At 63.2% G+C, this 21,595-nt stretch carries 27 protein-coding genes; 12 read left to right on the forward strand and 15 right to left on the reverse strand.

Annotated elements, in window-relative coordinates; all coding sequences use genetic code 11:
* Nucleotides 1–125: 125 nt before the first annotated feature.
* Entirely contained in the window at nt 126–1,538 is a 1,413-nt protein-coding gene (locus C9427_RS01615; RefSeq protein ID WP_107647474.1) for an aminotransferase-like domain-containing protein, read from the reverse strand.
* 93 nt (nt 1,539–1,631) lie between these two features.
* Here C9427_RS01615 and C9427_RS01620 point away from each other — a divergent pair, with 93 nt between their 5' ends.
* Nucleotides 1,632–1,883 carry a DUF1127 domain-containing protein gene (locus C9427_RS01620; RefSeq protein WP_107647475.1) on the forward strand — a complete coding sequence of 84 codons (252 nt, stop codon included), beginning with the start codon at nt 1,632–1,634 and terminating at the stop codon, nt 1,881–1,883.
* A gap of 20 nt (nt 1,884–1,903) precedes the next feature.
* On the opposite strand, the gene C9427_RS01625 is transcribed toward C9427_RS01620, so the two are convergent.
* From C9427_RS01625 to purC, 6 genes are read right to left on the reverse strand one after another with little or no spacing between them, the layout of a single operon-like run.
* Nucleotides 1,904–2,545, reverse strand: coding sequence for a Pr6Pr family membrane protein (locus C9427_RS01625; RefSeq protein ID WP_107647476.1), 642 nt, complete (start codon nt 2,543–2,545; stop codon nt 1,904–1,906).
* A 4-nt stretch (nt 2,546–2,549) separates the two neighbouring features.
* A complete protein-coding gene (locus C9427_RS01630) occupies nt 2,550–2,957 on the reverse strand; it encodes a hypothetical protein (RefSeq protein WP_208636324.1) in 408 nt (135 codons plus the stop codon).
* 38 nt (nt 2,958–2,995) lie between these two features.
* On the reverse strand, nt 2,996–3,664 hold the full coding sequence (gene purQ, locus C9427_RS01635) for a phosphoribosylformylglycinamidine synthase subunit PurQ (RefSeq protein WP_107647478.1): 669 nt from the start codon (nt 3,662–3,664) through the stop codon (nt 2,996–2,998).
* Entirely contained in the window at nt 3,661–3,915 is a 255-nt protein-coding gene (locus C9427_RS01640) for a hypothetical protein (protein ID WP_107647560.1), read from the reverse strand. The genes purQ and C9427_RS01640 overlap by 4 nt, the downstream gene beginning before the upstream one ends.
* Nucleotides 3,916–3,934: 19 nt before the next feature.
* On the reverse strand, nt 3,935–4,177 hold the full coding sequence (gene purS, locus C9427_RS01645) for a phosphoribosylformylglycinamidine synthase subunit PurS (RefSeq protein ID WP_006332903.1): 243 nt from the start codon (nt 4,175–4,177) through the stop codon (nt 3,935–3,937).
* A gap of 23 nt (nt 4,178–4,200) precedes the next feature.
* Nucleotides 4,201–4,995, reverse strand: coding sequence for a phosphoribosylaminoimidazolesuccinocarboxamide synthase (purC, locus tag C9427_RS01650; RefSeq protein WP_107647479.1), 795 nt, complete (start codon nt 4,993–4,995; stop codon nt 4,201–4,203).
* 275 nt (nt 4,996–5,270) lie between these two features.
* Between purC and C9427_RS01655 the strand changes: the two genes are divergently transcribed.
* A complete protein-coding gene (locus tag C9427_RS01655; protein ID WP_107647480.1) occupies nt 5,271–5,591 on the forward strand; it encodes a DUF1476 domain-containing protein in 321 nt (106 codons plus the stop codon).
* Between the two features lie 118 nt (nt 5,592–5,709).
* Complete coding sequence (locus C9427_RS01660; RefSeq protein WP_107647481.1) at nt 5,710–6,483, forward strand: HpcH/HpaI aldolase family protein; 774 nt, start codon at nt 5,710–5,712, stop codon at nt 6,481–6,483.
* Here the strand turns inward: C9427_RS01660 and C9427_RS01665 are convergent.
* Complete coding sequence (locus tag C9427_RS01665; RefSeq protein ID WP_107647561.1) at nt 6,480–7,028, reverse strand: RBBP9/YdeN family alpha/beta hydrolase; 549 nt, start codon at nt 7,026–7,028, stop codon at nt 6,480–6,482. The two genes, C9427_RS01660 and C9427_RS01665, sit on opposite strands and share 4 nt — an antisense overlap.
* A 288-nt stretch (nt 7,029–7,316) precedes the next feature.
* Between C9427_RS01665 and C9427_RS01670 the strand changes: the two genes are divergently transcribed.
* Nucleotides 7,317–8,129 (forward strand): VOC family protein, encoded by an 813-nt coding sequence (locus C9427_RS01670; RefSeq protein WP_107647482.1) that lies wholly within the window; start codon nt 7,317–7,319, stop codon nt 8,127–8,129.
* A gap of 15 nt (nt 8,130–8,144) precedes the next feature.
* On the opposite strand, the gene C9427_RS01675 is transcribed toward C9427_RS01670, so the two are convergent.
* The 4 genes from C9427_RS01675 to C9427_RS01690 are packed head-to-tail and all read right to left on the reverse strand — an operon-like array spanning nt 8,145 to nt 11,324.
* Entirely contained in the window at nt 8,145–8,717 is a 573-nt protein-coding gene (locus tag C9427_RS01675; RefSeq protein WP_107647483.1) for an RBBP9/YdeN family alpha/beta hydrolase, read from the reverse strand.
* Nucleotides 8,717–10,024: an adenylosuccinate lyase gene (gene purB, locus C9427_RS01680; RefSeq protein ID WP_008875504.1), complete on the reverse strand. Its 1,308-nt coding sequence runs from the start codon at nt 10,022–10,024 to the stop codon at nt 8,717–8,719. The genes C9427_RS01675 and purB overlap by 1 nt, the downstream gene beginning before the upstream one ends.
* Before the next feature lie 59 nt (nt 10,025–10,083).
* Entirely contained in the window at nt 10,084–10,602 is a 519-nt protein-coding gene (locus C9427_RS01685) for a hypothetical protein (protein WP_167434210.1), read from the reverse strand.
* Nucleotides 10,599–11,324 carry a DUF2259 domain-containing protein gene (locus C9427_RS01690; RefSeq protein ID WP_107647562.1) on the reverse strand — a complete coding sequence of 242 codons (726 nt, stop codon included), beginning with the start codon at nt 11,322–11,324 and terminating at the stop codon, nt 10,599–10,601. Before C9427_RS01690 ends, C9427_RS01685 begins: the two co-directional genes overlap by 4 nt.
* Before the next feature lie 135 nt (nt 11,325–11,459).
* Between C9427_RS01690 and C9427_RS01695 the strand changes: the two genes are divergently transcribed.
* Complete coding sequence (locus C9427_RS01695; protein ID WP_107647485.1) at nt 11,460–11,714, forward strand: DUF2171 domain-containing protein; 255 nt, start codon at nt 11,460–11,462, stop codon at nt 11,712–11,714.
* Between the two features lie 16 nt (nt 11,715–11,730).
* Here C9427_RS01695 and C9427_RS01700 read toward each other — a convergent pair whose 3' ends face one another.
* Complete coding sequence (locus tag C9427_RS01700; protein ID WP_107647486.1) at nt 11,731–12,738, reverse strand: P1 family peptidase; 1,008 nt, start codon at nt 12,736–12,738, stop codon at nt 11,731–11,733.
* Entirely contained in the window at nt 12,738–13,811 is a 1,074-nt protein-coding gene (locus tag C9427_RS01705; protein ID WP_107647563.1) for a branched-chain amino acid ABC transporter substrate-binding protein, read from the reverse strand. The genes C9427_RS01700 and C9427_RS01705 overlap by 1 nt, the downstream gene beginning before the upstream one ends.
* A 177-nt stretch (nt 13,812–13,988) precedes the next feature.
* Between C9427_RS01705 and C9427_RS01710 the strand changes: the two genes are divergently transcribed.
* The 7 genes from C9427_RS01710 to C9427_RS01745 are packed head-to-tail and all read left to right on the forward strand — an operon-like array spanning nt 13,989 to nt 20,509.
* Nucleotides 13,989–14,483, forward strand: coding sequence for a flavin reductase (locus C9427_RS01710; protein ID WP_107647487.1), 495 nt, complete (start codon nt 13,989–13,991; stop codon nt 14,481–14,483).
* Between the two features lie 27 nt (nt 14,484–14,510).
* A complete protein-coding gene (locus C9427_RS01715) occupies nt 14,511–15,440 on the forward strand; it encodes an AAA family ATPase (protein WP_107647488.1) in 930 nt (309 codons plus the stop codon).
* A gap of 3 nt (nt 15,441–15,443) precedes the next feature.
* A complete protein-coding gene (locus C9427_RS01720; protein ID WP_107647489.1) occupies nt 15,444–16,691 on the forward strand; it encodes a vWA domain-containing protein in 1,248 nt (415 codons plus the stop codon).
* A gap of 58 nt (nt 16,692–16,749) precedes the next feature.
* Nucleotides 16,750–17,088: an XdhC family protein gene (locus tag C9427_RS01725; RefSeq protein ID WP_006206050.1), complete on the forward strand. Its 339-nt coding sequence runs from the start codon at nt 16,750–16,752 to the stop codon at nt 17,086–17,088.
* Nucleotides 17,089–17,094: 6 nt separating this feature from the next.
* Nucleotides 17,095–17,799, forward strand: coding sequence for an XdhC family protein (locus tag C9427_RS01730; protein WP_107647490.1), 705 nt, complete (start codon nt 17,095–17,097; stop codon nt 17,797–17,799).
* A complete protein-coding gene (locus tag C9427_RS01735) occupies nt 17,796–19,406 on the forward strand; it encodes an NTP transferase domain-containing protein (RefSeq protein WP_107647491.1) in 1,611 nt (536 codons plus the stop codon). Before C9427_RS01730 ends, C9427_RS01735 begins: the two co-directional genes overlap by 4 nt.
* Before the next feature lie 32 nt (nt 19,407–19,438).
* A complete protein-coding gene (locus C9427_RS01745; RefSeq protein WP_245436950.1) occupies nt 19,439–20,509 on the forward strand; it encodes an alpha/beta hydrolase in 1,071 nt (356 codons plus the stop codon).
* Nucleotides 20,510–20,521: 12 nt separating this feature from the next.
* Here the strand turns inward: C9427_RS01745 and C9427_RS01750 are convergent, their stop codons facing one another.
* On the reverse strand, nt 20,522–21,571 hold the full coding sequence (locus tag C9427_RS01750; protein WP_107647492.1) for a DUF1176 domain-containing protein: 1,050 nt from the start codon (nt 21,569–21,571) through the stop codon (nt 20,522–20,524).
* Nucleotides 21,572–21,595 lie beyond the last annotated feature (24 nt).

Genomic DNA, 21,595 nt, shown 5'->3' on the forward strand with positions numbered 1-21,595 from the left:
GGGGATTTTGAGTCCCCTCTTATCGCAAGCTTGGCGCTGTTACACCCCATCGATTAGCGAAAAACGCCGGAAAACCACAGGGCGGCGCGCATGCCTGCCTGACTTGCCGAACCGCGGGGCCGAACTCAGGAAAAACTGTCGTAGCCGGCGCGGCCTTCGTCGAGCAGCCGCCTGATCACCGCGATGCCATCGGCAAGATCCTTGCGTTGCCCCGGCTGCGAAACGCCGAAGCGAACGCCATGGAACACCTGCTCCGAACGGCCGGCCTTGAACTCATCCTCATCGTCGAGCAGCACGCCGTTCTCAAGGCAGGCATTCTTGAAGGTCCCGGAAAGCCACGGCTCGGGCAAGGTAAGCCAGACGAACGGCACCCTGTCATGCGCCCTGAAGTCGAACCCGGCCAATGTCTCGCGTACGATCGCGATGCGCCCACCGATTTCGGCGATGCTGCGCTCGCGGATCTCGTGGGCCTGGCCGGACAGCACCAGCCTTGCGCCGACTTCCGCCAGCAGGAAGGGCAGGCCGCCGGTCATCATCTTGTGCGCCACCCGAATGCGGTGGCGATAGGCCGCCGGACAGGCGAGCCACCCGCCGCGAACGCCCGCTGCGACCGATTTCGACAGGCCGCCGGCGACTATGGTCCGTTCAGGCGCATATTCGGCCAGCAGCGGCTCCTTGTCGTCGGTCAGATGGCCATAGAGGTCGTCCTCGATCAGGATGACATTGTATTGGCGCGCCACGCGCGCGATCGCCTCGCGCCGCGCCGCCGGCATCGTCACCAGCGTCGGGTTCTGGGCCGTCGGCATCAGGAACATCATCTTTGGGTGTTTCTGCGCGCAGACGCGTTCGAAATCGTCGGGATCGACGCCTTCATTGTCCGATGTCACCAGCGCGGTGCGGCGGCCGATCAGGCCGGCGCTGCGCGAGATCTGCGAATAGGTGAGGTGCTCGAAGGCGATGGTGTCGCCGGGCGTGGTGATCGCGGCGATGGCCGCCATGACAGCCGCATGCGTGCCGAGTGTCGGCACGATGGCGTCGGGCGCCGGGCGAAAAGAATTCCGCGCCAGCCAATGGCTGCCGGCCTCGAACCAGCGGTCGGGAAAGTCGCGCGTGTAGCTTGAAATTTCATGCGGATGGTCCTGCGCCGTGCGCGACAGCACGTCGGCAATAATGGCACCTTGGCCGACGTCGGGCGCGGCCGTGCTGTCGAAGCGCAGCTTGCCGCGCGGCGCATCGACAAAGCGTGTGCCTTGCTGGCCGGGTTCAAGGAAATCGGGCTTCGTGCCCTCCGATTGTTGAGCCAGGACATAGGTGCCGCGCCCGACCTCTCCGTTCACCAATCCGCGCTCGCGCAGCAGTTGATAGGCCCGGCCGACCGTGCCGACGGTCGCGCCGATATCGTAGGCCAGATCCCGCTGCGGTGGCAGCTTTGCGCCGGCTCCGATGACGCCCTTGTCGATATCTGACTCAATGCTGTCAGCAAGACGCTGATAGAGGGGGCCGGAACCGGCACTGAGATCGGGAAGCCAATTTGTCATGGTGACAATTTTCTATATTGCACCGAATTGGGAGTCAATACATATGGATTGCGTGATAAAAAGGGTACAATCGGAATTTTGGCAGCCATGGCAATGAGTACAATCAAGGCAATCAATCGAGCAGGTGCCGAAGCGTTCGGGTACGCCGATCGGCCTTCGAGCTGGAAGGCCTATGTCCGCCGCCTCGTACGCATGGTCAGGTCGCTGGCGACTTTGCTCAACTATTTCTATGAGCGCCGCCGCAGCCGACTGGCATTGCTGGAGATGACCGATGAGCAGTTGAAAGACATCGGCATCTCGCGTTGCGATGCCCATCGCGAAGGCCTGAGAGCGTTCTGGGATTGAGCATGCGCACGCCCGAGATTCTAACGTGCTTTTTGTGCCCTCAGGCGTGAGACGCCGTGGTCCGCAAGCACGGCAACGACACACAGCACGAGAAAAAGCCCAGTGACGGCCAGCGCCGAGATGGCGACGCTGGTCGCGCCGTTCTTGGCGACATTGAGGAAGGGGTAGGGCACCTCGCCGGCGATCGGCGCCCGGGCCAGCACATAGACCAGGTAGGCGATGGGATAGACCATCCACCAGGATATGTCGCGCCACCTTGTGGTGCCGTCGGCGCCGGCCACAAGCCACCACAGCACGAACAGCATCGGCGTCACATAATGCAGCAGCACGTCGCAGACCAGAAACAGCCCTTGCGGTTGCCAAAGCTGCGCCAGAACGGTTGCGTAGATGATGAACACCAGCGTGATCGCCACCGCCACGCCCGCACGCACCCGTGGCCCGGCAAAAGCCGGAAACCAGGCATAGCCAGTGGATGACAGCAGGGCAGTGTGGACGAGCACTGCGCCGATATTGGTCAGGATGGTGAAGAAGCTGAAATAGAAGATAAGCGAGTCGAGGAAACCGCGGCCTGCTTGCATCGACGCCGGTATGGAGATGCAAAACTGCAGGACAAGCCCGGCCAGGCCAATGACCAGGCCTGATATCTGCAGGAACCGGCCCATCGCCCTATGCGGCGGCAGTGCAGGAGGGATTGCCCGCCTGCCAGCGGGCGATGTCGGAGCCGATGCGCGCGCCAAGCGGCTCGGCCATCAGCGGCCCGAAAACGTCGACGCGGCTGGAATTACCCTTCGCCTGCACAACCAGCAATGGTTTTCCGCCATAATGCTTGGCCGGAACCAGCAGGAAGCGCGGCGTGCCGCTGAACGAATTCAGCTCATTGGCCATCTGGTAGGATTTGAAGGCAGGATCCTTGCTGGCGATCCAGCATTTGTGGGCGGCGATTGCGACTTGCTCCATGGCCAGCAGCGAGGCGCTCTTGCCCGAGGGAACCGGTGCGCTCTTCGGGCTCGACTGGCAGGAGGCAAGCACAAAACCGGTTGCGATGAGAGCGAGGCAGGCGATCGTCTGTCTCATGGTCAAGCGGCTTCCATCTCAGGTTGGAAAGGAGGATATCAAGCGGCGATGCCGAGGGCGCCTTCGAACAAAGCCCGGCCGTCATTGCCGCCATGCGCCGCTTCGATCAGGTTCTCGGGATGCGGCATCAGGCCCAGCACATTGCCCTGGCTGTTGATGATTCCGGCGATGTCGTTGATCGAGCCGTTGGGATTGGTGCCTTCGGCATAGCGGAACACCACCTGGCCTTCGCCTTCGAGGCGGGCAAGCGTCTCGGCGTCGGCGAAATAGTTGCCGTCATGATGTGCTACCGGTGAACGGATGATTTGGCCCGGCTGGTAGCGGCGGGTGAACATCGTGTTGGCATTGGCGATTTGCAGCTTCACCTGCCGGCAGACGAATTTCAGCGAGCTGTTGCGCATCAGCGCGCCCGGCAGCATCCCGGCCTCGACCAGGATCTGGAAGCCGTTGCAGACACCGATGACCATGACGCCCTTGGCCGCCTTTTCGGCGACCGCCCGCATCACCGGCATGCGCGCGGCAATCGCCCCGCAGCGCAGATAGTCGCCGAAGGAAAAGCCGCCGGGAATGGCGATCAGGTCGACGTCGGGGATTTCGGTGTCGGTCTGCCAGACGGTGGCCGGCGCCTTGCCGGAAATCTTGGTCAGTGCCGCAATCATGTCGCGGTCGCGATTGAGGCCGGGGAGAAGAACGACGGCTGATTTCATTTCGGTTCGTAAGGCCTCTGGGCTTCGGCGAGTTCGCGCAGGTCTAAACGGCGATCGATACGCTCCAGGCGTTCGTCCTGTCGGGCGAGAATGCCATAGATGTTATGAATATCGCTTTGCGTTGCCACCATGTGACCCCGCATCACATTCAATTCCCGTTTCGTCTCGGAAACGTCCTGACGAAGCTCACCGATTTCGTGATGCACGCGCTTTAGAAGCTCGAACATCAGGTCGTTCGTGACTTCCGCCACCAGCCCCTCCGACACAACCTCAGGTTATGGCCACACTATAGTTCTCAATCACGGTATTCGCCAGAAGCTTGTCGCACATCGCCTTGAGATCAGCCTCGGCCTTGGCCTTGTCGGTCTCGGCGAGTTCGACGTCGAACACCTTGCCCTGGCGCACTTGGCCGACGCCGCCAAAACCCAGTCCCGACAGCGCGTGTTCGATCGCCTTGCCTTGCGGGTCGAGCACACCGTTTTTGAGGGTTACGGTAACGCGGGCCTTGATCACGCTGGACATGCTCCTGTTTGGGTTTAGTGTTTCATGCCCTTCGGCGGCTCGCTGGACGCGACGAGTACCGGCCCACCGTGGCGCGGTGGCTCGTTCTCGTTCATGATGCCGAGCCTGCGGGCAACTTCCTGGTAGGCTTCGACCAACCCGCCCATGTCGCGGCGAAAGCGGTCCTTGTCGAGCTTGTCCTGCGTCGCCACGTCCCACAGCCGGCAGGAATCGGGCGAGATCTCGTCGGCGACGACGATGCGCATCATCTCGCCCTCGAACAGGCGGCCGCACTCGATCTTGAAGTCGACGAGCTGGATGCCGACGCCCATGAACAGGCCGGACAGAAAATCGTTGACGCGGATGGCCAGCGCCATGACGTCGTCGATCTCCTGCGGGCTTGCCCAGCCGAAAGCGGTGATATGCTCTTCCGACACCATCGGATCGTCGAGCGCGTCGGCCTTGTAATAGAATTCGATGATCGAGCGCGGCAGCACGGTGCCTTCCTCGATGCCGAGGCGCTTGGACAGCGAGCCGGCGGCCACATTGCGCACGACCACCTCGAGCGGAATGATCTCGACTTCCTTGATCAACTGCTCGCGCATGTTGAGTCGGCGGATGAAGTGGGTGGGAATGCCCATCCGGTTGAGATGGTTGAAGATATGCTCGGAAATACGGTTGTTGAGCACGCCCTTGCCATCGACGACTTCATGTTTCTTCTTGTTGAAGGCGGTGGCGTCGTCCTTGAAGAACTGGATCAGCGTTCCCGGCTCAGGTCCTTCATAGAGGATCTTGGCCTTGCCTTCATAAATGCGGCGGCGATTTTTCATCTGATTTTTTTCTCTGGATTTCCGGGCAGGCGGCAAGCGACCAGTTCCTGTCCGTCAGCCTAAATTAGTGAGGCAACGGGTAGGGTTCAATGCCGGTGTCTATCTCAATCCAGGTGTTTGCTCAATCGGCAAATCCTTTCAATCACCGCTTTCCGGACCGAAATGCCGCAGCGCAGCAAGTGATGTAGCATATTGACCGGCCCGCGGCCTTTTGGTTTGTGCTCGCCCACCACACATATTCACCGTCAACGAATCGGATTTCATCGGAGGGTGCCATGAGCAGCATGAAAGACCGCGAAGAGGGCTTCGAGCGCAAATTCGCATTCGACGAGGAGCTTCGGTTCAAGGCCTCGGCCCGCCGCAACAGGGCGCTCGGCATGTGGGCCGCGGAGAAACTGGGCAAATCTGGCGCCGAAGCCGAAGCCTACGCCAAGCAGGTGGTCGTCGCTGACATCGAGGAAGCCGGCGATCACGACGTTTTTCGCAAGATCCGCAAGGATTTCGATGAGGCCGGCGTCGACCAGTCGGACCATCAGATCCGCCGCACCATGGATGAGCTGATGGCGCAGGCCATCGAACAGATCAAAAATACCTGATGGATTCTGGACCAATAGACCGCCCGGCCCAGCCGGGCGGTTTTTCTTTGCCTTTGCTGTCGTTTCCGGCTGAAACTGCGCCAGACCCACGGGCCTCTATCCAACAAGGAACGCGCGAATGTCCCTGAAGTCACGCCTGGCGGCGGATGAAACGCTGTGCACCGCGTGGTCCGGCGTGCCGGATGCTCTCACGGTCGAAATCCTGGCCAAACAGGGGTTCGATGCCGTCACGCTCGACATGCAGCATGGCGGCCATAACGAGGACAGCGTGTTGCGCGGCATCGCGCCGGTCCTGGCGGCCGACAAACCGGCGCTGGTACGCATTCCAGTCGGCCGCTTCGACATGGCCAGCCGCGCGCTCGATTTCGGCGCCGAGGCGGTAATCGCGCCGATGGTGAATTCTGTTGCGGACGCCAGGCTGTTCGCGGCCGCCATGAAATACCCGCCGCTCGGCGAGCGCTCCTGGGGGCCGACCTACGCCTTCCCGCGCCACGGCAAGGGCGACTTTGCCGACTGGCTGCGCGATAGCAACCAGCGCACCATGGCCTTCGCCATGGTCGAGACGCGCGCAGCACTGGACGCGCTCGACGGCATCCTCGACACGCCGGGCATCGACGGCATCTTCCTCGGCCCGTCGGATTTCTCGATTGCCTGGTCGAAAGGCACCACCGTCAATTCGACGCTGGAAAGCATGATGGAAACGGTCGCCTCGATCGCCGAACGCACGCGCAAGGCCGGCAAGCATGCCGCGATCTACGTCATGGAGCCGGCCATTGCCGGCCGTGTGGTGGCCATGGGCTACCGGCTGCTGGCCATGGGCTCCGAGCATTCGCTCATTTCGCTCGGCGCAAAAACCCTGTTGAAAAGCGTCAAGGATTCGCTCGGGTCCTAAAGGTCCGTCAGGAACTTGGCGAAGGTCATCGAGCCTTCAGGCCACGGGCCGAATCCCGAATCCGCATTGAGATGGCCGGCATCGCCGGCGTCGATGAACAGCGAGCCCCAGGCGCCGGCAATGTCTTCGGCAACTTCGAAGGCGCAGAACGGGTCGTTGCGGCTGGCGATCACCACCGAGGGGAAGGCCAGCGGCTCGCGCGGGTAGGGGCCGAAGGTCATCAGGTGCTTCGGCTTTATCTTGGGATTAGCGACGTCGGGTGGCGCCACGAAAAAAGCGCCGGCCACCGGCCGCTGGAACTGCGGCATGGCCTGGACAGCCGTGGCGACACCGAGCGAATGCGCGACGATGACGACTGGCCGCTCGGCCTCATTGACCGCTTTCACCACGCTCGCCGTCCAGTCGTCGCGCACCGGCTTCGACCATTCCGCCTGCTCGACGCGGCGCGCCGTCGACAATTTCGCCTGCCAGCGGCTTTGCCAATGGTCCGGGCCGGAATTGGTGTAGCCCGGCACGATGAGAATATCTGCATCCCTGACTTTCATGGCGCGCATGTAGCGAGCGGCATCGCCGCATGCAACCGCGCATGATCCCAAAATGTGGCTGCCGGTTCTTGGAGAAGGCCAAAGCTGTTCGACGCTTGTGATCACAATAGTGAACACCTTGTTCGCTTCCTGCCGTCTTGTGTGAACGATCGTGATCGACGATCTGTCATGGGGAGAGAAACAGCCGTGAAGGACCGGATTTTGGCGCTGACACGACGTACAATGATCGGCGGTGCCGGGCTCCTGGCCTTAGGAGTTGTGTCAAGTGCTGCCCAAACGGAGAGTTCGATGAGCGAATTGCCTTTTGCCGCCACGACACCGGTGAGCGTTGCCCGCGTCGGGCTGCGCGCGCGGGACGCCGAAAGTCTGGCCGCCTATTATCGCAAGGTCGTGGGGTTGCAGGAATTGAGCCGTGCCGATGGCGCGATCACGCTTGGCGCCGCCAATCGCCCGCTGTTCGTCATCGAGGCGGATCCGGCGGCAAAGCCCGACGATCCGCGTAGCGCCGGCCTGTTCCACACCGCCTTCCTGCTGCCCAGTCGTGCCGATCTCGGCCGCTGGATCAATCATGCCATCGCCAACAAGATCGCCATCGAGGGCGCATCCGATCACCTGGTCAGCGAGGCGCTCTACCTGACAGACCCCGAGGGCAACGGCATCGAGATCTACGCCGATCGCCAGCCACGGGACTGGAAGTGGAACGGCGACAAGATCGCGATGGCTACCGAGCGGCTGAATATCCCCTCGGTCGTCGCCGAAGTTCCGGCCGGCGATGCCGGCTGGCAAGGCGCGCCGGACAACAGCATCATCGGCCACGTCCATCTGCGCGTGGGCCGGCCGGAAGAGGCCGAAGCCTGGTGGAACAAGGAGTTCGGCTTCGATACTGTGGCGAAATATGGCGGCGCGGCGGTATTCCTGTCGTCCGGTGGCTACCACCACCATATCGGCGCCAATGCCTGGCAGAGCGCCGGCGCCGGACGCCGCGATCCCGCCCGGTCTGGCTTGGCCTGGGTTGAGATGCGTTCGAACAATGTGACCGATGAGACGGCCCGTGAGGACCCTTGGGGAACGGTAATCAGGACCGTTCCCGGTAAGGCCTGATCAGTTCGTCGGCGCTTAGAGCCCGGCCTTTCCCAGCAAACGGCCAAGCATGAGCAGGCCCGCCGGCCACGGGCCAAGGCGGACCTCGTTTCCCATGTGACCGAGATCGCCGGCATCGGCGAGTTCCGCGCCCCAGGCGGCGGCAAAGGCCGTCGCCTGGTCGAAAGTCACGCGCGGATCGGTTCGACTCGCGACCACCAGTGTCGGAAAGGACAGGCGCTTCAGCGGCATGGGCGCGAAGGGGCGAACCAGATCGAAGGACGGATCGGGGTCCTCGACATTGGTCGGGGCAACCAGCAATGCGCCCGCAACTTTCCGCAGTTGGCTTTCGCTGGCGCCGGCCGCCCATTTGACGGTCGTCGCCACCGCCAGTGAGTGCGCAAGCAGCACCACGCGCCGAGGTGCCGCGGCAACCGCGGCATCCACCCGGCCGATCCAGTCCTCAGGACTGGGCCTGTCCCATTCGGCTTGCAGCACGCGGCTCGAATTCGGGAACGCCTGGCACCAATGCGACATCCAGTGATCCGGCCCGGAGTTGCCGCGCCCCGGTAAAGCGAGAAAATCGAAGTCCCCAGCCGCGGAAATCATCACGCCTCTCCGAATACCCGCTTGAAGATCGTGTCGACATGCTTGGTATGGTAGCCAAGGTCGAATTTCTCGCGGATCTCGGCTTCCGGCAAGGCGGCGGTGACCTCCTTGTCGGCGAGAAGTTCTTCAAGAAAATCAGCCCCTTGCTCCCACACCTTCATGGCGTTGCGCTGCACCAGCCGGTAGGCGTCTTCACGTGATACGCCAGCTTGGGTCAGTGCCAGAAGCACGCGCTGCGAATGCACCAGGCCGCGGAACTTGTTCATGTTCTTCAGCATGTTATCGGGGTAGACAAGCAGTTTGTCGACGACACTGGTCAGCCGCGACAGCGCGAAATCGAGCGTCACAGTCGCGTCCGGTCCGATCATGCGCTCGACGGACGAATGCGAAATGTCGCGCTCGTGCCAGAGCGCCACGTTCTCCATCGCCGGCAGCGCGAAGGAGCGCACCATGCGGGCAAGGCCGGTGAGGTTCTCGGTCAGCACGGGGTTGCGCTTGTGCGGCATCGCCGAAGAGCCTTTTTGTCCGGGCGAAAAATACTCTTCCGCTTCCAGCACTTCGGTGCGCTGCAGATGGCGTATCTCGATCGCCAGCCGCTCGATCGAGGAGGCGATGACCCCAAGCGTGGCGAAGAACATGGCGTGGCGGTCGCGCGGGATTACTTGCGTCGACACCGGTTCCGGCTTCAGCCCCAGCTTCTTCGCCACATGCTCTTCGACATAGGGGTCGATATTGGCAAACGTGCCGACAGCACCGGAGATGGCGCATGTGGCGATGTCCTCACGCGCATGCACCAGGCGCTCGCGGCAGCGCGAGAATTCGGCATAGGCCTGCGCCAGCTTGACGCCGAAGGTGGTCGGCTCGGCATGGATGCCATGGCTGCGGCCGATGGTGACGGTGTCCTTGTGCTCGAAAGCGCGGCGCTTGAGCGCCGCAAGCAGGCCGTCGATGTCGGCGAGAAGAATGTCGCTGGCGCGGGTCAATTGCACGGCAAAGCAGGTGTCGAGAACGTCTGAGGAGGTCATGCCCTGGTGGATGAAGCGGGCGTCAGGCCCGACGAACTCACTGAGATGGGTCAGGAAGGCGATGACATCGTGCTTGGTGACGCGCTCGATCTCGTCGATGGCCTCGACGTCGAATTTAGCAGCCCCGCCCTTTTCCCAGATGGTCTTCGCGGCCTCTTTCGGGATCACGCCAAGTTCGGCCAGCGCGTCACAAGCGTAGGCCTCGATCTCGAACCAGATGCGGAACCGGGTCTCGGGCGACCAGATGGCCACCATTTCCGGCCGGGAGTAGCGAGGGATCATCGGTCAGTCCTGACTTGCGAGAGCGTTTGCCCGCGTCCTAACAGAGGCCGACAAAATGCTCAACGCTGCTGCCGCGCAAACCAGATGCTGGCGGCAAACAGCGCGATGAAACCAAGCGGAAAATAAAGCCGGATGCCCAGAACGATGAACTGGTAAAGCGCCGTCGCCATCGTGAACACGAACTGGATAGACCAGGCGATGGTCAATGCCGGTGCATGCCACTGGACATAGTAGGAGCGGTATTGCAGCGCAAAGAGCCCGCCGGTGAAGGCGATCGTTATGGTGAGAAGGCAGATAAAGGCGGCGGCAAAGGCAACTTCCCAATGCCGGCCAAGCGAGACCAGCCGCGCCAGGAACAGGCCAACCGGAAAGGCGAGCGCTCCGCCGGTGGCATAGAGCAGCGAGACGAAGCGGATCTTTGCCGGGGTCTCCCAGTCATCCAGCAACAGGTTGACGAGTGCGCTGGCGCCCATCGCCACACCCCACAGCAAAGCGCCGCAAAGAGCGGTGCCCGGCGAAGGCAAGGCGCGCCGGACAAGACTCAAGACGCGGTTGCGGACGACGGGGAGCGGCGTCACAGGCGGCCAGTTACCGCGATCCAGCGATAGTCCGGTCCTTCGAAGCCGTATTGGCGTACCGCGATTAGCACGGCATAGGCGCTGAGGCCTTGCGGCGAGAATGTCTGCACCGCGCCGATCCGATAGCCATTCGGACAGCCTCGGCTTTTGGGGATCGACTTGTCCTCATGCAGAAGCTCTGTCTTGCCGCCGGCTTTCGCCTCGATGCGCAGCAGGCGAAAGCCGTTGATCTCGCCCTGGCTCTCGCAGCCCTCGGTATTGTTCATGCCGATCTCGTCGAGCCGGAATTCGAGCGGATCGTCGACCGGAAAGAAGATAGGGCGCGGGTTCACCACCATGCGGAACGGATCGGCCGAAAGCTCCGTCACCGGATTGAACCCGGCGGTGATGCCGCGATTGGCGGTCAATTCAACCTGCTTGACGATGGCCTCACCCTTTTGCCGGGCCTGGAGGCGCACCGCTTCGAGCGTGGCGTTCTCGTCGTCAAGCCGGACCTTGATCGGCGTGCCCTGGAGAAAGCTGTCGTCTGCGGTGTTGATGTAATACCGGTTCGCGTAGGGAAATCCCGATCCGTCCTGGACGCCATATTCCTCGAAGGCGAACACGCTTCCGTCCTGGCTGAAGCCGAGGATTTCAAGCTCGGCCACGTCGCCGGCGTGAGCGGCGAGGGGCGCTGCCAATTGGGCGAGCAGGAGAAAGGCAGAAAGGACGAGAATTCGCATCATTTTTTCTCTTCAGCCGCCAAGGTCGAGTGGTTCCCTACCACGACGAGATCAAAACGTCGTGCAGTCTGAAGGCCGATGCATCCAATTCGGTCGGCGTTTGTTATTGTCCGCAGCTTCAAAAGGAGACCCACCATGACCGACGCCAGCAAAATTCGCGAGCATATGGAAGTGATCGGCGCCGATGGCGTTCATGTCGGCACTGTCGACAAAGTCGAGGGGCAGCGGATCAAGCTGACCAAGGCCGACAGCGGCATGGGCGCGCACAAGGGCCATCACCACTATATCCCGCTCAGCCTCGTCGCTGAAGTCGACGGCAAGAAGGTCTGGCTGTCGGCAAATTCGGACGTCGCGGTCACCTTCGAGGAAGAAAAATCCGATCCCACCTGATTACACCGTCGCGCATTCAGCGCGACGACCAGACCGGGAAGAGATCGCCCTCGGCCGGCGTCGCTGCAAAGACGCCGCGGCTGATGGCGCGCGCCATGGTGGCGCCGGCTGCGGCATAGAGGTCGATCGCATCGTTGGGAGCAAGCGCGATGCCGCTCTTGCCTGTCGCCAGCGCGAACACCAGATCGCCGTCGGCCGGCGTGTGCGTCGGCCAGGTGGCGCGCACGAAGCCGTCATGCGCTGCTATGGCAAGGCGTTTCGCGGCGGCCTTGGTGAGAACGGCGTCGGTGGCGATGACGGCGATGGTGGTGTTGCCGCCGGGCTCTATGCTTTTGTCGCGGAATTTCAGCAGGATCCGTCTTGCATCGGCCGGCATTGGCGAGGGATAGCCGAGCCCACCAAACTCGTCGCCGATTTCGAACGGTGCCGCCCAGAAGTGCCTGCTGCGACCAACCGTCACCGAGCCGGTCGGGTTGACGGCGGCCAGCGCGCCGATGGTGACGCCGCTGTCGAGCAGCGTCGAGGCCGAGCCGAGGCCGCCCTTCAGGCCTGCACTCAGCGCGCCGGTGCCCGCACCGACAGTGCCAAGTGGAAAGTCGCTGCCGGCTGCCTGCGCGGCCTCATGGCCGAGGTCGCGGTAAGGCGGATAGCGGCCCCAATCCTTGTCGCCGCCGTTGCGCAGGTCGAATAGGATTGCCGCCGGCACGATCGGCACCCGAAAGCCGCCGACCTCGACGCCGATATTCCTCTCGCGCAAGGCGGCCTGCACGCCGGAGGCGGCGTCGAGGCCGAAGGCGGAGCCACCGGAAAGCACGACGGCGTGGATCGCTTCGATGGAATTATGCGGTTCCAGCAGGTCCGTCTCGCGCGTGCCCGGCGCGCCGCCCAGCACCTGGACACCAGCCACCGCCGGTTCATCGCAAAGCACGGCGGTCACGCCTGACTTCAGCCTGGCGTCGGAAGCGTTGCCGACGCGCAGGCCGGCGACATCGGTGATCAGATTGCGCGGCCCGGTGCGAAACATCACTTCACCTCGAAAGGCACGAAACGCGCGCCATCAAAACGGAAGGCGCGGTAGGGATTCTGGCTGAGATCGCCCTTTTCGTCGAAACGGACCGGTCCGGTCACGGTGGTGAAATCATGCGCGGTGAGCGCTTCGGCAAGCGGCTTGCCGGAGGTTGCTGCGAGCGCCGCGGCCGCCTTGGCGGTCTCGACCGCCGCGTAGGCCGGCAGCGCGTAACCTTCCGGCGCGATCCCTCGTGCGGCAAAAGCCTCCAGCACCTTGGGGTCGGCAACATCAGACCATTCGGGTTGCGCAATCATCAGCGTGCCAGTGGCGTAGGCCACGTCGCCGGGCGGCGTGCGCAGCGTTTCGCCGCCGGCAAAAGTCATGCCGGCTTCGAGCTGGCCGGCGTCGCGGCCCATGATGGCGATATCGTCGCCGTCGCCCCCGGCAAAGATGTGCGTCGCCCCGGCTTTCTTCAGCCGCCCGATCAGGCCGATCTGGTTGTCGAGCTGTGGCCGGAACGTGTCGACGAACACCGGTCTCAGCGCCGCCTGCTCGGCTGCTGCGCGAAACGTCTCGGCGATTTCACGGCCGTAGATCGTGCCGTCGTCGACGATGGCGAACAATTCGTTCTGCCAGAGCCGGGTGAGGATGGTGGCTACGGCGTTGCGCTCGTCGTCGCCGCGCGGCCCGAGGCGAAACACCGGCCAGCCGGTCTTGGCGCGCCGGTCGGTCAGGCTTTCGGTGCGCACGCCGACGGTGATGACCGGGATGTTGGCGTCCTTCAGGATGGGCAGCGCCGCCTCGATCGCGTCGGTGCAGAGAAAGCCAACAACCACGCTGACCTTCGTCGCCGCGAATTCCCTCGCTGCGGCGGCGCCGCCATTGGCCGTACAGGCGTCATCGACCGTCTTGAACTCGACGCCGCTCGCTTCTGCCGCCAGGCCGGCGCCCGCCTCGATCTGCTTGCCGAGGATCGCCGACGGTCCGGACAGTGGTGCAGCGACGCCGACGAACAGCGTCTCGGCGCCCGCATTGCCGCAGAGCGACAGCCAGGCCAGCAGCGCTATTGTCGTTGTCCCGAATCGCATGCGTGCGAAGAATTCCTCCGTGCCGGCCAAGCGTTTCCCGGCACTATGCCCCACAAAGACCTAAAGGCTGCCTAACCCCGGTGCAACACGCGAATTTCAGGATGCAAGTCAAGCACTTCGCTTGTGGCAGGCACTATGTGGCCATATATAACGGTTGGGTTCCAAGGGAAATCATCGGTGCTGAAGAAGAACGACATTGGGCCGCAGGCCTATCGCGACGCGATGAGCCATTTTGCCGGCCACGTCCATGTGGTGACCACCGACGGTCCCGGTGGCAAGCGCGGCGCGACGGTCATCGCGGCCTGTTCGGTGTCGGACACGCCGCCGACCATTCTGGTCTGCCTCAACCGCGAGAATCCCAAGAACGAGCCATTCTTAAAAAACGGCAAATTCGCCTTGAACACGCTGGCCTCGCATCAGGAGGCGCTGTCGGTTGGCTTTTCCGGTCTCACCGGCCTGCCGGCTGCGGAGCGCTTTGCGCTGGGCGAATGGGATGTCATCTCGACCGGCGCACCGACACTGAAGGGCGCGCTCGCCGTGTTCGACTGCGAATTGATCGACACCAAGGACCTCGCCACCCATCGTGTGCTTTTTGGCAAGGTGACAGGCCTGCGCATCGGCGATAATTTGCGGCCGCTGATTTATCACGACCGCGGCTACCACGCCTTGTAGCGCCATGGTTGTACCCACGGAGAGAGAATGACCGAGTTGAAACCGCGCCCGGCGCCGCGGACGATCGACGAGACGCTCGCTCTGCTGACCGGTGCGGACTATGTGGCGGACCGGTCATTGGCGACCGTGTTGTTCTTATCCCTGCGCATGCAGCGGCCGCTGTTCCTCGAAGGCGAGGCCGGCGTTGGCAAGACCGAGATCGCCAAGGTGCTGGCGCAGGCGCTCGGCCGCCGGTTGATCCGCCTGCAATGCTATGAAGGCCTCGATGTCTCTTCCGCGGTTTACGAGTGGAACTACGCCGCCCAGATGATCGAAATCCGCATGGAAGAGGCGGCTGGCAAGGTCGATCGCTCCGACATGGAGCGCAATGTCTTCTCCGAAAAATACCTGATCCGCCGCCCGGTTCTCGATGCGCTGACCGGCAAGGCCGGCGCCGCCCCGGTGTTCCTGATCGATGAGCTCGACCGCACCGACGAAGCCTTCGAAGCGTTTCTGCTCGAAATCCTGTCGGACTTCCAGGTCACGGTGCCCGAACTCGGCACGATCAAGGCGGAAGAGCCGCCGATCGTCATCATCACCACCAATCGCACCCGCGAGATCCATGACGCGCTGAAGCGGCGATGCCTCTATCACTGGGTCGACTATCCCAACGCCGAGCGCGAGCTGGAGATCGTGCGCAGGAAAGTGCCGCAGGCCAACCGCCGGCTCTCGGCGGAAGTGGTTTCGTTCATCCAGAAGCTGCGCCAGATCGAGCTGTTCAAGGTGCCGGGCGTCGCCGAGACCATCGACTGGGCCGGCGCACTGACCGAACTCGACAAGGTGGCGCTCGATCCGGAAACCGTTTCCGACACGATCGGCGTGCTCTTGAAATACCAGGACGACATTGCCCGCATCGGACAAGGCGAAAGCCGGCGCATCCTCGACGAGGTGAAAGCCGAGCTTTCGGCGGCGGAGTAGGGCATGGCGCCGCGTCCCGAACCGAAAGAGGCGACGGCGGACGGGCGCATCGCCGACAACATCGTCTATTTCGCCCGCACCCTGCGCAAGGCGGGCATGCGGGTCGGGCCGGCCTCGGTGAAGGATGCCATCGAGGCGGTGCTGGCTGCCGGCATCGGTTCCCGAGACGACTTCTACTGGACGCTGCACGCCGTACTGGTGTCGCGGCACGAGGACCATCCCACCTTCGACGAGGCTTTCCGGCTGTTCTGGAAGTCGCACGAGCTGATCGAGAAGATGCTGGCGATGTTTTCGCCGGTGGCGCCCGACAACAGAGAGAAGCAAAAACCTCGCGCGGCTGAAAACCGCGTCAGCCAGGCGATGTTCGAGGGCCACGGCAAGAGCCAGCCGCCACGGGAAATTCCCGAAATCGAGGTCGACGCCCGCTTCACCTTCTCTGGCAACGAGGTGCTGCGGGGCAAGGATTTTGCTCAGATGAACGCTGCTGAGATGGCCGAGGCCAAGAAGGCGATTGCTCGGTTGCGGCTGCCCTTCGACATGGTCAGGACACGGCGCTTCAAGGCCGATGCGCATGGCCGTCGCATCGATCCGCGTGCCATGATGCGCTCGGCCGCGCGCACCGGCGGCGAATTGATCCTGCCGAAATTCCGCTCGGCCCGAGAGGTTCACCCGCCGCTGGTGGTGCTTGCCGACATTTCCGGCTCGATGAGCCAATATACGCGCATCTTCCTGCATTTCCTGCATGCGCTAACGGAAAAGCGCCAGCGCGTCCATGCCTTCGTCTTCGGCACCAGGCTCACCAATTTGACGCGCCAGATGCGCCATCGCGATCCCGACGCCGCGCTTGCCGATTGCTCGGCGGCGGTGAAGGACTGGTCGGGCGGCACGCGCATCGGCGACGCGCTCTCCGAGTTCAACCTTCTGTGGTCGCGACGCGTATTGGGGCAGGGCGCGGTGGTGCTTCTGATCACCGATGGGCTCGAACGCGACGACGTCGCCGGCCTGTCGGAGGAGATGGAGCGCCTTCACAAATCCTGCCGGCGGCTGATCTGGCTGAACCCGCTGCTGCGCTTCGACGGCTTCGAGCCCCGCGCTCGCGGCGTCAAGGCGATGCTGCCGCATGTCGACGAGTTCCGCCCGGTGCACAATCTCGAAGCGCTGGCCGATCTCTGCGCCTCGCTGGACAAGAAATCGGCACTGTCGGTCGATCCGCGCCGATGGCTGCAAGCTGGCGAGAGGCGCGCCGCGTAACCATATCGAGGGAGAATAGATGTCTCCCTGGGAAAAACAGACTCTGAGAGAAGCGATCATGGAAAACAGCATCTATCTCGATGAAGCCCGCGATCCCCTGATTATCGCGGAAGGCTGGATGAAGGATGGCAAGGATGTCGCCATCGCAACCGTGGTCGAAACCTGGGGTTCGGCGCCGCGGCCTGTCGGTAGTCATCTGGTCATCGACGCCGACGGCAATTTCCACGGCTCGGTCTCGGGCGGCTGCGTCGAGGGCGCGGTGGTGACCGAGGCGATCGACGTCATCGGTTCGGGCAAGGCGAAAATGCTGGAGTTCGGCGTTGCCGACGAGACCGCCTGGCAGGTCGGCCTGTCCTGCGGTGGCCGGATAAAAGTCTATGTCGAAAGATTGGGCTGATCTCGAATGGATCCCTATGCGCTGAAGACGCTCAACGCCGAACGCCGCGCCCGCCGCGCGGCTATTCTGGTCACCGACCTTGGCGACGGCCGCGACCGCATCGTTCGCGAAGGCGATCAGGTCGCCGGCGACCTTGGTGCGGCGATCGCCAAGGCGTTTCGCACGGGCAATTCGGGTTCGGTCGAAGCCGAAGGGCGCACCTTCTTCCTCAACGCCCATCTGCCGCAGCCGCGCCTGGTGGTGATTGGCGCCGTCCACATCAGTCAGGCGCTGGCGCCGATGGCGAAGATCGCCGGCTACCCCGTCGAGATCGTCGATCCGCGCACCGCCTTCGCCACGCCCGACCGTTTTCCCGATGTCGCGCTGCATGCCGAATGGCCGCAGGATGTGCTTTCGCGCCAGCCGCTGGACGGCTACACGGCGCTCGCCGCCGTCACCCATGATCCCAAGATCGACGATTTCGCGCTGAAGGCGGCGCTCGACGCCAACTGCTTCTATGTCGGTGCACTCGGCAGCCGCAAGACACACGCCAAGCGCGTCGAGCGCTTGCTGGCCTTGGGCGCCACAGCCGACCAGATCGCCCGCATCCATGCGCCGATCGGTCTCGATATTGGTGCGGCAAGCCCGGCCGAGATCGCGGTCGCCATCCTCGCGCAGACGATCGATGCCTTCCGCTCGCGCGGCCTGGAAAGCAAAGGCGCGGCGGCGTGAAATTTGGCCCGGTTCCGATCGATCAGGCCGAAGGTGCGGTGCTGGCGCACGCCACCACGGCCGGCGACCGGCGTTTGCGCAAGGCGCACAGGCTGAGCGCTGATGATCTGTCGGTGCTGAAGGCGGCTGGGGTAACCCAGATAGTCGCCGCTGTCCTGGCGCCCGATGATCTCGGCGAGGACGCAGCGGCCGAAAAAATCGCGCAAAGCATGGTCCATCGCAACATCGAGGCGAAGCCTGCCGCGACCGGGAGGGTCAACCTTTACGCCAAGGTCGCCGGCATCTTCACCGTCGACGCGGCGATGATCGACGCCATCAACGCCGTCGACCCGACCATCACCATCGCCACGCTGGCAAGGCATGCGCCGGTCGAGAAGGGACAGATGGTCGCGACGGTAAAGATCATTCCCTTTGCCGTCGCCGCGGTCCTGGTCGATGCCGTGGCAGAAATCTGCGCTGGCGGCGAGATCTTTGCCGTCAATGCTTACCAGCCGGTGCGCGTCGGCGTCATCCAGACGGTGCTACCCGGCATCAAGCCGAGCGTGCTCGATAAGACGTTGCGGGTGACCGAAGCAAGACTGACGCGTTCAGGAGCCCGGCTGACGGCGGAGCGTCGCACGCCGCACGAAGTCGCGGCGGTGGCGGAGGCCGCGATCTCGCTGGCGCGTGATAACGACATGGTGGTGATTTTCGGCGCCTCGGCGATGAGTGATTTCGGCGATGTTGTTCCAGCCGCGATCGAGAAGGCCGGCGGCGTCGTCATCCGTGCCGGCATGCCGGTCGATCCAGGCAACCTGTTGGTGCTTGGCACGCTTGCTGGCAAGCGCGTCATCGGCGCGCCTGGCTGCGCCCGCAGTCCCAAGGAGAACGGCTTCGACTGGGTTCTCGACAGGCTGATTGCCGGGCTCGATATGACGGCGAAGGACATTGCCGGCATGGGCGTCGGCGGGTTGCTGATGGAAATCCCGACACGGCCGCAGCCGCGCGAGCCGCTGCCGGCGAGGGCCGAGCCAAGGATCGATGTGGTGCTTTTGGCCGCCGGCCGCTCCAGCCGCATGGGCGGCCCGAACAAGCTGCTGGCGCTGTTCGATGGCAAGCCGCTGGTGCGCCGCGCTGCCGAGCGCGCTCTTGGCTCCAGAGCCGCAAACACGATCGTCGTCACCGGACATCAGCGCGAGCGGGTGCGGACGGCACTTTCGGGGCTCGACGTGACGTTGGCAGATAACCCGGATTTCGCCGAGGGCCTGTCTTCCTCGCTGAAGGCCGGCATCGCGCGGGTCAGCGATGACGCCGCCGGCGCCCTGATCGCTCTTGGCGACATGCCGAGCATCTCGTCGGGCGACCTCGACCGGCTTATCGAGGCGTTCCGCAAATCCGGGAGCAGGGCGGTCGTGCGCGCCTCGCACCAGGGAAAGCGCGGCAACCCGGTGCTGCTGCCGCGCTCACTGTTTCCAGCGATCGCGCATCTGGAAGGCGATACCGGCGCGCGTCATCTGGTCGAGGCCGAAGGGCTCGATGTCATCGATATCGAGATCGGCGAGGGCGCGGCCGTCGATGTCGACACCCGCGAGGCATTGGAAGGCGCTGGCGGCGTGCTGCAGGATTGACAAACCGAAGCCGAATTTCGCATGGCTGGAGCATGGCTATCAGCTCCCTTCCGCCCGCGTCTGCGCTTGTACCCCCCTCTGGCCTGCCGGCCATCTCCCCCTCAAGGGGGGAGATTGGCAGCTTCGATTACGGTGCCCATCTTGCAGCCTTGGAGACTGGCGAAAGCCGAAGTGGCGTTCAATCTCCCCCCTGGAGGGGGAGATGGCCGGCTGGGCAGAGGGGGGCGGCCACGCTCCATGCTCTTCTGGTTTCGCTGTTTTTCCTTTCTTCTGCCGTTCACGCCGACGCTTTCGAACTAAAGCCCTTCAGGGACGATCTCTTCGCCTATCCGGCCACGCTCTCATCCGCAAACAATGGCGCCTACACGGTCATCGACTATCGTGAGCTGCGCGATATCAACGCTCGCGACGAAGTGCCTGAGCGCCGGGTGCATGCGCAATATGTCGATACCGGTGTGCGCAAGGTGCAAAAGGATCTGTTGCTGAAGACCGACGCCGGCGATGTCCGCCATGTCGCCGTCGGCAAGACTGAAGGCGCCGGCATCATCATGCTCTATTTGCACGGCCAAGGCGGCAGCCGGAAGCAAGGCGTCGACGACTTCAGCTTCGGTGGTAATTTCAACCGCATCAAGAACCTGATGGCCGGCAATGGCGGCCTCTATCTCAGCCCGGATTTTTCCGATTTCGGCGACACCGGTGCGGCGCAGGTCGCAGCGTTGATTGACCATTACGCCGAGCAGTCGCCAGGTGCGAAAATCTTCGTCGCCTGCGGTTCGATGGGCGGCGCGCTGTGCTGGAAGCTGGCTGCTCGCAAGGACACCGGCGGACGCATCGATGGGCTGCTGCTGCTCGGCTCGCTGTGGGACGAAAGCTTTTTCGCAGGCCCTGCCTACAAGCGCCGCGTGCCGGTCTTCTTCGGCCAGGGCAGCAAGGACCCGGTCTTTCCCATTGCAAACCAGGAAGCCTTCTTCCGTTCGATCCTGGCCAAATCGAAGACCTATCCGACCCGCTTCGTCCGCTTCGAGACCGGCACCCACGGCACGCCGATCCGCATGGCCGACTGGCGCGGCACGCTCAACTGGATGCTGTCGAAAACGCCCTGATACATAGGCCGATCAAGGCGGAGTGTTGTAGTCGAGCACGGTCTGCGGGTTGATCTCGCCGTCATAGGACGCGTCGACATCGTATTGCACCAGCGAGAAATTGCCGTTGCGAAACAGATAGGTGCCCGCCGATGAGGCATCGCCGACGCCGCGCCATTTGTTCATGGACGAAATCGTCTTGGTGGCGTCGTCATAGCCGGAATTGACCAGCTGGTCGTCGGTCTGGAAGCCGATGATGTTGATCGACTCGACCTTGCCTTCGCTGTTGTTGTTCTCATAACGGATATCGAGTTCCGGCGAAGCGAACTGCAGCTGCCGCACACCCGAGACGTCGTCAAAGATGTAGTAGACGGCACTCTCATTGTAGGCCGCCATCGAGCAGAAGAAGCGGAACAGCCGCGTCTCGCGTTCGGGTTCGTCGGCAGCGGCATTCACATCCTTGTAGTGGAGCGTATGGGTCTCCGGCTCGCCCACTGGCTTGCCATCAGGCGTTTCCTTGTCGCACTGGTCGCTATAGGTGGCGGCGAAGGCCTTCCTGGCCTGCTCCAGCGCCGTGTCCTTCTTCGGCGGCGGCGGACCGTCGCCACAGCTTTCCGGCACCGCGTCCTCGAAATCGGCCGTCGCCGGCTTCAGCGCACCCTTGTCGATGAAGATCGGGGTGAATGGCGGTTCCTGGATCGAGGCATTGACCTGGCGCAGCGTGTAGCAGCCGGCGAAGACCGTCTGCTTGCCATCCTTGTCGGTTGCGCGGATGGCGACGGGAACATTGTAAAATATGCTGCCGGCCGCGCCTTCATCGGACACGACGCCGGTCTGGACCTCGACCTTGTCGGTGCCGTCATAGCCCTTGACGAATGTGTCGAAATCCTTGGCCGGCTTGGTGTCACCGAAATAACCCCAGGCGCGCGCGAATTCATGCCGGCTGATGGCGCTGTAAAGCGAGCGGACGACCGCTTCAGCTGTGGACCGGTCGTCGACATAGGGCGCTTCGGCGGCGAGCACTGGCTGGCCCGCTACGGCAAGGGAGAAGAAAGCGGTTGCTGCAACAAAGGCGCTTCTCATCGGGAATCTCCACCTGATGGAGAG

The sequence above is a fragment of the Mesorhizobium helmanticense genome, from assembly GCF_003034915.1.
Classification (GTDB): Bacteria; Pseudomonadota; Alphaproteobacteria; order Rhizobiales; family Rhizobiaceae; genus Mesorhizobium; species Mesorhizobium helmanticense.